General features: G+C 45.5%; 11 protein-coding genes. All 11 read left to right on the top strand.

From position 1 onward, the window contains the following. The first annotated feature begins 104 nt into the window (after positions 1–104). The 11 genes from SD450_RS14040 (at position 105) to SD450_RS13990 (ending at position 13,399) form a co-directional block, all read left to right on the top strand. On the top strand, positions 105–1,310 hold the full coding sequence (locus SD450_RS14040) for an N-acetylmuramoyl-L-alanine amidase family protein (RefSeq protein WP_318345089.1): 1,206 nt from the start codon (positions 105–107) through the stop codon (positions 1,308–1,310). 68 nt (positions 1,311–1,378) lie between these two features. After that, positions 1,379–2,347, top strand: a complete 969-nt coding sequence (locus tag SD450_RS14035; RefSeq protein ID WP_318345088.1) for an MlaD family protein — start codon at positions 1,379–1,381, stop codon at positions 2,345–2,347. Further along, on the top strand, positions 2,347–3,672 hold the full coding sequence (locus SD450_RS14030) for a (Fe-S)-binding protein (RefSeq protein ID WP_318345087.1): 1,326 nt from the start codon (positions 2,347–2,349) through the stop codon (positions 3,670–3,672). Before SD450_RS14035 ends, SD450_RS14030 begins: the two co-directional genes overlap by 1 nt. A 10-nt stretch (positions 3,673–3,682) precedes the next feature. Beyond that, positions 3,683–4,468: a (Fe-S)-binding protein gene (locus tag SD450_RS14025; RefSeq protein WP_318345086.1), complete on the top strand. Its 786-nt coding sequence runs from the start codon at positions 3,683–3,685 to the stop codon at positions 4,466–4,468. A gap of 1 nt (position 4,469) precedes the next feature. Further along, on the top strand, positions 4,470–4,952 hold the full coding sequence (locus SD450_RS14020) for an ABC transporter ATPase (protein ID WP_318345085.1): 483 nt from the start codon (positions 4,470–4,472) through the stop codon (positions 4,950–4,952). Between the two features lie 91 nt (positions 4,953–5,043). Further along, positions 5,044–7,956, top strand: a complete 2,913-nt coding sequence (locus tag SD450_RS14015) for a glycoside hydrolase family 3 N-terminal domain-containing protein (RefSeq protein ID WP_404828248.1) — start codon at positions 5,044–5,046, stop codon at positions 7,954–7,956. 118 nt (positions 7,957–8,074) lie between these two features. Continuing rightward, positions 8,075–9,217: an N-acetyl-alpha-D-glucosaminyl L-malate synthase BshA gene (gene bshA, locus SD450_RS14010; RefSeq protein ID WP_318345083.1), complete on the top strand. Its 1,143-nt coding sequence runs from the start codon at positions 8,075–8,077 to the stop codon at positions 9,215–9,217. 2 nt (positions 9,218–9,219) lie between these two features. After that, positions 9,220–9,663, top strand: a complete 444-nt coding sequence (locus SD450_RS14005; RefSeq protein WP_318345082.1) for a hypothetical protein — start codon at positions 9,220–9,222, stop codon at positions 9,661–9,663. A 117-nt stretch (positions 9,664–9,780) separates the two neighbouring features. Beyond that, positions 9,781–10,950, top strand: a complete 1,170-nt coding sequence (locus tag SD450_RS14000; protein ID WP_318345081.1) for an OmpA family protein — start codon at positions 9,781–9,783, stop codon at positions 10,948–10,950. A 59-nt stretch (positions 10,951–11,009) separates the two neighbouring features. Beyond that, the gene (locus SD450_RS13995) at positions 11,010–12,422 is read left to right on the top strand and encodes an MBOAT family O-acyltransferase (protein ID WP_318345080.1); all 1,413 of its coding nucleotides are present in this window, start codon (positions 11,010–11,012) and stop codon (positions 12,420–12,422) included. Between the two features lie 5 nt (positions 12,423–12,427). Next, positions 12,428–13,399, top strand: coding sequence for a hypothetical protein (locus SD450_RS13990; protein ID WP_318345079.1), 972 nt, complete (start codon positions 12,428–12,430; stop codon positions 13,397–13,399). Positions 13,400–13,510: the final 111 nt, after the last annotated feature.

Here is a 13,510-nt window from a genome sequence, read left to right as displayed (position 1 = left end):
TTTGGCCCAGTTTTTGGCCTCAAACTTACATATATTTTTTGTTCTACTTACGGGGGATTACAATATTTTTAACCTTAAGGAACACTTCTAATTACTCAGTTCTTATGAATAAAAGTCGGGCCGCATTTTTAGTTTTCATTCTCTTGGTACTTCCATTCACTTCTTTTGCCATTGATGAAATCGTAGAACCTCCACAGGATGAATTTGTAGTGGTATTGGATGCGGGCCATGGTGGCCATGACCCTGGCAATATCGGGAACGGATATTTGGAGAAGGACATTGCACTGGCCATTGTGCTCAAAATAGGGGAGGAACTGAAAAAACACCCGGGCATCAAAGTGGTCTATACCAGGGACGATGACACTTTTATAGATCTTTTTGTGCGTGGAAAAATTGCCAACGAGGCGAACGCGGACCTTTTTGTATCGGTACATTGCAATGCACACAATTCGGATGCCTATGGTGCCGAAACCTATGTGCTGGGACTGCATGCCAACCAGCAGAACTTTGAAGTGGCCAAAAAGGAAAACTCTGTAATCTATTTGGAGGACAACTACGAGCAGCGCTATGCCGAATATGATATCAACTCCCCGGAATCCGTTATCGGATTGACCATCATGCAAGAGGAATTTTTGGACCAGAGCATCCATTTGGGAAAAAAGCTTCAGGACAATTTCACCAAAAAGCTCAGCAGAAAGGATAGAAAGGTAAAACAGGCAGGTTTTATTGTCCTCCATCAGACCTTCATGCCAAGTGTGCTGGTCGAGGTCGGTTTCTTGACCAACAAGAGCGAAGGGGGCTATCTCAACTCAAAAAAGGGGCAGAACGAAATGGGAACGGCCATTGCAACAGCCATTTTGGCCTATAAAGATGAAGTGGGCGGTGGAGGAGAGCCAAGTGTTGGAACCCCTAAACCAGAAGATGCCAAAGTTGTGGTGGATATGCCGGAGGCAAATGATGGTGGAAAGGGTGCAAACAGCGAAGAAGTAAAAAAAGAAGTGCCTGCCAAGGCGGATATACCGGCCAAGACCGAGGAAGTGTCAACTGCACCACGGTCGGATGTGGTGTTCAAGGTGCAGCTTATGGCCAGCGCAAAGAATATTCCCTTGAAAGGTGAAAATTTCAACGGTTTGGATGAGCTGTCCAAAGAACCCTACCAAAACCTGTTCCGCTATCTGTATGGGAATGCCAGCACCTTGGAAGAAGCCAAGCGACTGAAGGCAAGGGCAGATGCCAAAGGCTATACCACCTCCTATATCGTGGCCTATAAAAATGGAAGCAGGGTGCCCCTGTCCAAAGCTCTTGAATGAGAATTGAATATCTGTGGATACCTTGTAAAAAATATTCCTAAATTTGTTTAAATCATAAACCGAATCTTTTGAAACTATCCAGGGAAATCAAAACTGGGATTATTGTGATTGCTGGCATCGTGGCCTTTATTTTTGGGCTGAGCTATCTTAAATCATCTCCACTTTTTGAAAACAATAAAACATTTTATGCTGTTTATGACAATGTGGGCGGCCTTCAGCCCGGCACACAGGTGTCCATCAATGGCTATGGTGTGGGCAACGTCACCGGCATCAATTTTAAGGACAGTTCAGGAAAACTGTTGGTGACATTTACCGTGAGCAACGAATTTGATTTTTCAAAGAACAGTGTCGCGGAATTGTTCGATACAGGTATCATAGGAGGCAAGGGCATACAGATCATCCCGATTTTTGATGAAGCGCCAAGGGCCCAATCAGGGGATACCCTGCCATCCAAGATCAAACCGGGACTTACCGAGTTGGTACAGCAAAAACTGACCCCTTTACAGCAAAAAGTGGAAGGAGCGGTATCCCATGCGGATTCCCTTCTGATGAACGTCAATGATATTTTGGACGAGCCCACCAAAAAGGAGCTCAAGCAGACCGTTATTTCGTTGAACGAGCTGATCGGGACCTTCAAGGGTAGTGCGGACAAGCTGAACGTGCTTTTGGAAAACAACAAGGAGCAATTGGACAACTCCTTGAAAAATGTGGACAAGATCACCTCCAACTTTTCCAAACTTTCCGATTCCCTGGCCAGTGTGGACCTGGCAGGGACCCTGACCAACTTCCAGACTACGGTGGACAAATTGAACGGCATACTCGCCAAGATAGAAAGGGGAGAAGGCTCTTTGGGCAAGTTGCACAAGGATGATGCCCTCTACAACAACTTGGCCGAGGCCTCAAGGGAACTAGATCTTTTGCTGCAGGATTTCAGGCTGAACCCCAAACGCTACGTGAACGTCTCCGTTTTCGGAAAAAAACAGAAGGAGTACACCCTCCCAGAGGACGACCCGGCTGAGGAAAATCAAGAAAATTAATGGAATACCTCCCAAACATAATCTTCGCCATAGCCCTGGTTCTGGGCATTGGGTTCTTTGCGCGCAATGTGAAGAAGCTGGTCAGAAACATCAAGTTGGGTAAAGAAGCCGATGTGGGCGACAACAAGCCCCAACGATGGAAGAACATGGCAAAGATTGCCTTGGGGCAGACCAAAATGGTGGTAAGGCCCATAGCCGGTCTCATGCACATTATTGTCTATCTAGGGTTCATCATCATCAACATTGAGGTACTGGAGATTATCTTGGATGGAATTTGGGGAACCCATAGGCTGTTTTCCCAATTGGGGTCATTTTATGATTTTTTGATAGGATCCTTTGAGATATTGGCCCTTTTGGTGATAGTGGCCGTTACCGTTTTTTGGGTCCGGAGGAACATCATCAAGCTCCGAAGGTTCATCAAACCAGAGATGAAGGGTTGGCCCAAAAAAGATGGGAACATCATCCTCTATATAGAATTTGTGCTCATGGTCTTTTTCCTCACCATGAACGCCGCGGATTACCAATTGCAACAGATGGGAGCTGAACATTACGTACAGGCGGGAGCTTTTCCCGTCAGTCAATTCATAACCCCATTGTTCGAAGGTCTCTCGCTTTCCACCTTGATAACCATCGAAAGGACGGCTTGGTGGTTGCACATCTTGGGCATATTGGCCTTTTTGAATTACCTGTACTATTCCAAGCACCTTCATATCCTTTTGGCCTTTCCGAACACCTATTATGGAAAACTGAAACCGCAGGGACAGTTCAACAATCTGGAATCGGTGACCAATGAGGTGAAACTGATGATGGACCCCAATGCGGACCCATTTGCGGCTCCGGCCAATCCTGATGCCGCTGCCCCTGAAAAATTTGGGGCTTCCGATGTGATGGACCTCAATTGGGTACAACTACTGAACGCGTACACTTGTACCGAATGTGGTCGCTGTACCTCCGAATGCCCTGCCAACATGACCGGGAAGAAACTGTCCCCTAGAAAGATAATGATGGATACCCGCGACCGATTGGAAGAAGTGGGCAAGATCATGGATGCCAACAAGGGAGAATTTGTCGCCGATGGAAAGCAATTGCTCGACGATTACATCAGCAGGGAAGAACTTTGGGCCTGTACCACTTGCAACGCTTGCGTGCAGGCATGTCCTGTGAGTATCGACCCCCTGTCCATCATTGTGGAAATGCGCAGGTATTTGGTGATGGAACAGTCCGCAGCACCCATGGAACTGAACAACATGATGTCCAATATCGAAAACAACGGGGCACCTTGGCCCTACAACCAAATGGACCGTTTGAACTGGGTAAACGAATAAAACTGGCACTATGGACGAACAATTGAAGGTGAAGACCATGCAGGAGTTTATGGCGGAAGGCAAACAGCCCGAAATTTTGTTTTGGGTGGGCTCTGCCGGAAGTTATGACGATAGGGCAAAGAAAATATCCAGGGCATTCGTGAAGTTGTTGAACAAGGCCAATGTGGATTTTGCCGTGTTGGGTCAAGAGGAAAGCTCAACAGGAGATGTGGCCAAACGGGCGGGGAATGAATTCCTGTTCCAAATGCAGGCCATGATGAACATTGAATTGTTGAATGGCTACGAGATCAAACGCATCGTGACCTGTGATCCGCACTCCTTCAATACCCTAAAAAATGAATACCCAAGTCTCGGAGGCACTTACGAGGTCATCCACCATACGCAATACCTGAAAGAACTTTTGGACCAAGGGCGTCTGACCTTGGAAGCCAAAACCTATAAAGGAAAGCGCATCACGTTTCACGATCCATGCTATTTGGGCAGGGGCAATTCCGTTTATGAGGCCCCAAGGGAGGTACTCGCCAAGACCAATGCGGAATTGGTGGAAATGAAGCGCCACAAGAAAACCGCCATGTGTTGTGGGGCAGGAGGGGCACAAATGTTCAAGGAGCCCGAAAAGGGAGATATGGACGTCAATGTGCTACGTACTAAACAGGCCCTTGAAATCAACCCCAACATCATTGCAACCGGATGCCCCTATTGCAATACGATGATGACAGATGGCATAAAGGCACATGAAAAAGAAGGTAGTGTTACGGTCTTGGACGTAGCTGAACTTTTAGCAAATTCAATTTGATATGTTGGTCGATTTTAATGACTTACCGGAACACTCAAGGATTTGGATCTATCAGTCCAATCGTAGTTTCACGGATACTGAAATACAGGAAATAGAAGAAAATTTGTCCAATTTCCTAAAGGAATGGACTGCCCACGGCAGTGAACTCCATGCCGGGTTTGAGATCAAATACAAGCGATTTATCGTGATAGGCCTGGACCAGACCAGTGCCAGTGCATCTGGCTGTTCCATAGATGCTTCGGTCCATTTTATACAGATTTTGGAGCAAAAGTACAATGTGGAGCTCATGGACCGGATGAACGTTTCCTTCAAACAAGGGGAGTTCATTGCATACAAACCCTTGAAGGATTTCAAAAAGATGGCCAAGGACAAGTCCGTTTCCCCCAATACCATCGTGTTCAATAATTTAGTGGCCACCAAGCAGGAATATCTCGAACATTGGGAAGTGCCCGCCAGCGAAAGTTGGCATTCCCGTTTCGTGTAAGGCAATCTTAAAGTATCTTAATTTCTGTGCATTTCTCGACCAAATGCAATATTTTTATCAGCTATAAGTTCATGTCCTAGACAAGATATTTATGCGGTCAACCCTATTTTTCTCCCTTTTCATATTGTTTTGTTTTCAGACCATGGGTCAAAAGAACCCTTTGGTGACCCAAGATTCCCTTGCCCAGATGGCGTGGGTGGAAAACAAGTACAATAACATGTCCCTTCAAGAGCGGATCGGTCAATTGTTCATGGTGAGCGTGGCCTCCAATCAGGACAAAGCTTCCACGGACAAAATTCAGAAATTGGTCGGGGAATTGGGCATCGGTGGAGTCATTTTTTTGACCGGAACCCCTGTGCGGCAAGCCAAATTGACCAATGCATACCAATCGCAGTCCAAGGTTCCTTTACTGATTGGCATGGATGCGGAATGGGGACTGGCCATGCGTCTGGATTCCACCTATGCATTTCCTTGGAACATGACCTTAGGAGCCATTCAAGACAGTACTTTGGTGGAAAAGGTGGGCCATCAGATAGGCCAACACGCCAAGCGGCTAGGGGTGCACATCAACTTTGCACCCGATCTGGATGTGAACAATAATCCGCAGAACCCCATCATTGGCAACCGTTCCTTTGGGGAAGATCCCATCAATGTGGGAAAAAAAGGTACTGCCTTTGTGAAGGGAATGGAAGCAGCGGGAGTCCTTTCCTGTGGCAAGCATTTTCCGGGCCATGGCGACACCGCCACGGATTCGCACAAGGCACTCCCGATTATTAGTTCTTCCAGGAAAATGCTGGACTCCATAGAGCTACGCCCATTCCAAAAAGTGATGCAGCATGGATTGAGTTCCGTGATGATAGCCCATTTGGATGTACCCAGTCTGGAGAGTAGGGAAGGACACCCATCGTCCCTTTCAAAAGACATAGTCACTGGCTTGTTGCAAGAAGAAATGGGTTTTGAGGGTTTGATATTCACCGATGCCCTGAACATGAAAGCCGTTTCCCAATTTGCGGATGAGGGAGAGGTGGAACTGGAGGCCTTTTTGGCAGGAAACGATATGCTTTTGATGCCCGAAAATGTCTCCAAGGCAAAGGACAGGCTCATTTTGGCCTATAATGAAGGCGTCATCAGCGAAGAAAGATTGGCCCTATCCGTGAAGAAAATATTGATGGCCAAGTACAAGGTAGGATTGAACAACTACCAGCCCGTAAAATTGGAAAACCTATACGAGGACCTGAACACCCTTGAAAACGATGTGATCTACGAAGAGGCAATCGAAGGGGCCATAACCGTGGCAAAGAACAATTTTTCCCTGATGCCCATCAGGAAGCTGGACAATAAAAAAATTGCCTACGTGCAGTTTGGGGACGATTCCGGTTCCACCTTTTTGGAAACCATGAACAAGTATTATAAGGTCACCCACATAAAGGCCAAGGATATTGCGGCCTATAAAAATGAACTGGCCAATTACAATCTGGTGATCATTGGTTTCCACAAGAACAATGAAAGCCCTTGGAAGGGCTATAAGTTCTCCAAGAACGAACTCTTTTGGATGGAGGAAATATCCAGGCTCCGTACCAGCAATACCATTTTGGCCTTGTTCGCAAAGCCCTATGCACTTTTGGATGTGCTCAACTTTGATACCATGGACGGGGTCGTGGTGGCCTATCAGAACAGTGACCTTGCACAGGCAAAAACGGCAGAGGTCATTTTTGGGGCCATCGGAGCCAATGGCAAGCTGCCCGTTTCCGCACATACCGAATTTCCGGTCGGCACAGGGGTCAAACTGGAATCCTTGCAACGATTGGGATACAGCATTCCCGAACGGGTGGGCATGAGTTCGGAGAAACTGGCCCAAGTGGACACTTTGGTGCAACAAGGCCTTGATTCCTTGATGTATCCCGGAGCCCAAGTCTTGGTGGCAAGAAAGGGGAAAGTCATCTACAACAAGAGCTTTGGAAAACCCACGTACAATTCCGATTTGGAGATCACCGAGGAATCCGTTTACGATTTGGCCTCATTGACCAAAATCTTGGCCACCCTGCCAATCATCATGAAAATGGAAGAGGAGGGCAAAATTGCGCTCAATGATACGTTTAAGGACTTGATCCCTGGCTATGTGGACACCGACCTGAAGGATGTGACCGTTTTGAAGGCCCTTTCACATTACGGTCGGCTTCCGGCCTGGATCGCTTTTTATATCGACACCTTGACCAAGGACAGAAAACCTTCCCCGGAATTTTACAGCAAGAACCCTTCGGAGGCTTTTCCGTACAAGGTTGCGGAGCATTTGTACCTCACTAGGGCCTACAAGGACTCCATCCACAATAGGATAGGACGGCAAAGTTTGAAGTCCAACCGCTATCGGTACAGCGATTTAGCCTACTATGTGCTCAAGGAATACATTGAAAATACCTATCAAAGGCCGATAAACGAATTGGTGGACGAATTTTTCTACAAGCCCATGGGCCTGCAACGGACTACCTTCAATCCGCTGAAAAAAATTCCAAAAGACGAGATAGTTCCTTCCGAGGAGGACGACTATTACAGATATCAGACCGTGCAAGGCTATGTCCACGATATGGGAGCGGCCATGCAGGGCGGGGTCGGTGGACATGCTGGACTTTTCAGTACGGCCAATGAAGTGGCAAAGATCATGCAGATGTACCTGCAGGGCGGTTTTTACGGTGGGGAACGCTTTTTGAACGAACGGACCATCAAAAAATTCAACACCTGTTATTTTTGCAATAATGACGTGAGAAGGGGAGTAGGTTTTGATAAGCCGCAATTGGGGAGCAGTGGTCCCACCTGTGGATGTGTGTCCAGAAAAAGTTTTGGACATAGCGGTTTTACGGGCACGTTCACATGGGCAGACCCCGATACGGAAATAGTCTATGTTTTTTTGTCGAACAGGACCTATCCGTCGGCGACCAACACATTACTGATAAGTTCTGGATTACGAACACGTGTCCAGCAGGCTATTTATGATTCCATTATCAACTAGACAATAAATATTGCCTTAGATTTGTTCGGATAGAGTACCTTCCTGTTTGGGTACAGGCTGAAGGAGTTCAATTACAGGGAAATGCAATGACCATGGCAAAAAAATTAAATACTGACAGATGAAAATCGCGATTGTTTGTTACCCCACCTTCGGAGGTAGTGGGGTGGTTGCCACGGAATTGGGCATCGCTTTGGCACAAAGAGGACATGAGGTACACTTTGTGACCTATAAACAACCGGTCCGTTTGGGGCTTTTGGACAACAATATCCATTTTCATGAAGTGCATGTGCCGGAATACCCATTGTTCCATTATCAACCCTACGAATTGGCACTGTCCAGCAAGTTGGTGGATACCATCAAGCTTTACGATATAGAATTGCTGCATGTGCATTATGCCATTCCCCATGCCTATGCAGGGTATATGGCCAAAAAAATGCTTCAGGAATATGGCATCTTCATCCCGATGATCACTACCCTCCACGGGACGGATATCACTTTGGTGGGCAAACACCCTTTCTACAAACCTGCGGTAACGTTCAGCATCAACAAGTCCGACGTGGTCACCTCGGTTTCTGAGGCCCTCAAAAAAAGCACTTTGGAACTGTTCGATATTGAAAGGGAAATCGAGGTGGTCCCCAATTTTATCGAAACGTCCAAGTATAGTCCGGATTATTCCGACTGCCAGCGCAGCTTGATGGCGAAAGAAAATGAACGCATCATCACCCATATCAGTAATTTCAGAAAGGTAAAGCGCATTCCCGATGTGATCAATGTATTCCATCGCATCCAGAAAGAAATTCCAGCAAAGCTGATCATGGTGGGCGAGGGCCCCGAAAAAGAAAAAGCGGAGCAGTTGTGCGACAGGCTCGGCCTGAAGGAAAAGGTGTTGTTTTTGGGGAACAGTACCGAGATTGATCGTATTCTTTGCTTTTCAGACCTCTTCCTTTTGCCCTCCGAAACAGAAAGCTTTGGGTTGGCGGCTTTGGAGGCCATGATCAACAAGGTGGCCGTGGTTTCCAGCAACACCGGCGGTATTCCCGAAGTGAATGTTGATGGCGTATCCGGTTACTTGGCCAATGTGGGCGATGTGGAGGACATGGCGGCAAAGGCCTTGAAGATATTGAAGGACGACAAGGTTTTGGAACAGTTCAAGCAAAATGCCTACAATGTGGCAACGAAGTTTGATATTGTCCATATTTTGCCCCTGTATGAGGAAATCTATGAAAAGGCATACAAGTCCCGCTTTAAGAATACCTTTTGACCATGAAACGTTTTCTGTTCCTTACATTGGTATGCTTGCTGTCCTGCAATGCCCAAAAGCATTTGGGCAAAGAGATTGAGGGCCTGGTTGTGTTGGAGCAGGATGGATATTCCGGAGTAGGGGCATTTGAAGCCCGGGAAATACGTGATACCAAATCACTGAACAAATTCTATTCACAGATCAACAGGACCCGAAAACCGGGACTCCCTGTGCCCATGGTCGATTTTTCCCAAGAAATGGTACTGCTGATATGCTTGGGCGAGCAACAAGGTCAAAAATCGCTACGATTGTCCAAGATCAAGGAAACCGAGACTGAATTTGTTGTGGGCATACTAATGGATGGCAAAACTGGGAAGCCTGAGGAAACGAAGCCCATCACCACCCCTTTTTATCTATATAAAATGCCCCTTACCGATAAAGCGATCGTTTTTCAACAGGTCGATTGATAATGTTGCAAAATCCTTTCCTGCTTCTTGTCGAATAAAAACGCACTTAAAAGTGCAAAATTTAACCGTAGGACGAGTTGATATAGCTTTAACAACGAAATTGTAAAGTATATCTTTTTGAAAAGAGTCCATTTGAAAATAAGCACGTTCCTGTTCATTTTTGTGCTCCAGCTCCATGCACAAGAAAGGGGTTTGACAAGAAAGGATAGTATTGTCGAAAGTTATTGGCTGGTAGGTTTGGGGATGAATATTGTTGATGACTCAGGAGACGAATTCAGGGAACTTTTTGATGTTCGGGATGCATGGAACATAGCTCCCTATCCATCCCGGGTTCATATTGGGCGTTATCTGAAAAACGGTGTAGGATTCGAAGCGATAGGATCGTATAATGTATATAAAAGAGGGAAGGTTGTTGATGAAATTGAACTAGCCGATGATGTAGATTATCTTTCTGTGGATTTCCGCATAAGCTATGATTTGAACAAGATCTTGGGCGAGACAGGTTTTTTTGATCCTTATGTCGGAATTGGTGCGGGTTATACCGATGCCAATGACCAGGGCAGGGGCACCTACAATGCTGTGTTGGGTTTCAGGACATGGTTCTCGGACCATTGGGGGTTGGATGTCAACACGACCGGAAAATGGGCCATGAGCACGGAAAATGCCACCAATCATATACAGCATGCCCTAGGAGTGGCCTATCGTTTTGACGTGGAAAAGGAGCTTTCCAGAAAAGGGCAAGAAAAACTGGCCTTGTTGGAGGAAATGGAGAAAGAACAGCAAAAGGTCCAGGATTCCATAGCGAATGCAGAAAAAGAAGCACGTTTACTGGCCGAACGCTTGCAAAAAGAAAAGGAAGCCGCAGAACTGGCCGCTGCTGAAAAGGCAAAAAAGGATGTGGAAGAGGCCCGACGTGCCGCACTACAAAATAAAATCAATAATTTGGGGAGCGTTTACTTTAAGCTGAATTCTTCGTACCTCACCCAAAAAGACAAGGAGTTGTTGGACCAATTGGTGTCCATTATGGAAAATGAGCCCAATATTGCCATCAAAGTTACTGCGCATACAGATGCAAGGGGAACCCATCAATACAATCAATGGCTATCGGAGCGCAGAGCGGAACGCACGGTGGAATATGTGGTGTCCAAGGGAATTTCAGCAGAACGTATCAGCCATGATGCCTACGGGGAGACCAGACTGGTCAATGAATGTAAGGATGGAGTTTATTGTACTGAGGATAAGCATGCTAAGAACAGGAGGTCTGAGTTTGAGATTATAGAATTTTAATTATATGTAGTGCATTCATGCTGTTCAACTCGCTAGAGTATTTCATATTCCTACCAATAATGTTTGTGCTTTATTGGTTTGTGTTTCATAAAAAGGTCAAGGTACAGAATGCCTTGATCTTGGTGGGGAGTTACTATTTTTATGGTCTTTGGGATTGGAGGTTCCTCTTCCTTATTTTGGCAAGTACATTGGTGGATTACTTTGTAGGCCTCATGATCTACAAGTACGAAGGGAAAAGGAACATACAAAGGGCATGGTTGTGGGTCAGTATGATCTTCAACATATCATTGCTGGGGTTTTTCAAGTACTATAATTTCTTTGTGGATTCCTTTGTGGATCTTTTTGAAATGTTGGGGTACACCATTCATAGTACATGGACCTTACAGATAATCCTCCCGGTGGGAATTTCTTTTTACACATTCCAGACCATGTCCTATTCTTTGGACGTGTATTATAAAAAAGTAAAGCCGTGCCAAGACGTTTTGTCGTTTGCCACTTTTGTCGCCTTTTTTCCACAATTGGTTGCGGGCCCGATTGAAAGGGCATCCAATCTTCTCCATCAAATCACCAATAAAAGGACCTTTAGCTATGAGCAAACAGTTGCAGGGCTAAAACTGATTTTATGGGGTTTGTTCAAAAAAATGGTGATAGCGGATGGGATAGCACCGATTGTGGACGATATTTTTCTCAATTATGACACTCATTCTGCATCCACCCTCATTTTAGGGGTGACCTTGTTCAGTTTTCAGGTATATGGGGATTTTAGCGGATATTCGGATATAGCCATTGGCACATCAAAAATGTTCGGGGTGGAGCTGATGTCCAATTTTAAATTTCCTAATTTCTCCAGAAACGTTGCCGAATATTGGCAGCGATGGCATGTGTCACTCTCCACTTGGTTCAGGCATTACTTATATATTCCTTTGGGAGGGTCTAGGGTGACCAAGTTAAAATCGGTCAGGAACATCTGTATCATTTTTTTGGTCAGTGGGTTTTGGCATGGTGCCAACTGGACCTTCATATTTTGGGGTGGCTTTCACGCACTGGCATATATACCGGTGTTTTTGATGGGGCGCAACACCATGTATAAGGACAATGTGGTGGGAGAGAATACTTTTTTCCCCACCCTCACCGAACTGGGGCAGCTGATCCTGACCTTTGGTATTGTGACTTTTTCCCGTATCTTTTTCAGGTCGGAATCGTTGACCGATTCTTTCCAGTTCATAAAAGGAATATTCGCAAATTTCCATTACGAGACCTACCACCATCCCAACGGATATAGAATGGTGGACTATTTTATACTGTTGGTGGCATTTGTCCTCTACGAGTACAGAATCCGAAGAGATGAGCGTAACCCGTTCCCATTCAAGTCCAAAGTAGTGCGGTTTTTAGTCTATACTTTGGTGATTTTTACCATGCTATTGTTTTATGACAGTGGTTTTGATAGATCGTTCATTTATTTCCAGTTTTAGAAAAGATGAAAAAATTAATAACCCAGCTAGGTATTTATTCTGTTCTCATACTCATCAGTTTGGAGATCTTGGTGAGGATATTTTATCTTGGAGAGGACAAACCCACCCGTTTCGTTGATGGGAGGAGTGTAGAAAAATGGGTTCCTAACCAAGAAGGGTATTCTGTGACAGGCAATAGGAACCAAAACTTTATCAGGTACAACATCAACAGCTCCGGATTCAATTCGTACCAAGAGTTCATACCTACAGAGGAAGGGATTGAGGTGGCATTGGTGGGGGATTCATTCATAGAAGGGTTTCATCAACCTTATAAAATATCAATAGGTAGAAAAATTGAACAAAGACTCGATGACAGGGTCAAGGTATTTGAATATGGTTATGCGGGCTATGATATGGCCGATCAGCTCCATTTGATCAAGGCATATGAAGAGGATTTTGGATTGATCGATAGGATTTATATCAAGCTGAAGTTTTCAAACGACCTCACGCGTGGGGAATATTTTGTTGAAGAATCCAGACTGAACCTGGAATCACCTGTCAATAAATTGCTGAAGAAAAGCAAATTGTTGATTTACTTTTCCGAGATCGGTGTTTTGAATCCGGCCAGAAACTTGATGAGGGACGCAATGGCCTTGGCACGGGGGGGCAATGGAGGTGAACCCCCAAAAAAAGATAAAAACGATGAAGGGAAACAAGATAGGATGTATCTTGTGAATTTCAAGAACCTAGTGTCCCTGTATGGCTACGATAAAGAAAAAACTGTTCTTTTGATGGATGTGGCCACCACGCCATCACTTTTTTTGGATTATTTGGACACAAACGGGTTTGAATACATTGATTTTGGGGCTGATCTGAACGCTTCAAAGAGAAAGACCACCTTGGTTTATGATAGGCATTGGAACAACCATGGGAGGGATTTGGTGGCAGAGATCATTGTAAAGGACCTCAAGGCCAATTTATTGGATACCGTCCCATAATCCCTAAAAATATATCGATGGGTGGTCACCCCATTGGATAAGCCGGGTAAAGTGACCCACCTTCGCCGGATGAAACTGACCAGGGTAAACGAACTGCCTAGATTTGATCTA

Source organism: Flagellimonas baculiformis (genome assembly GCF_033441575.1).
Taxonomy (GTDB): Bacteria; Bacteroidota; Bacteroidia; order Flavobacteriales; family Flavobacteriaceae; genus Flagellimonas; species Flagellimonas baculiformis.
Note: the sequence above shows the minus strand (reverse complement) of the source record. Positions and strands in the feature narration are given on the sequence as shown.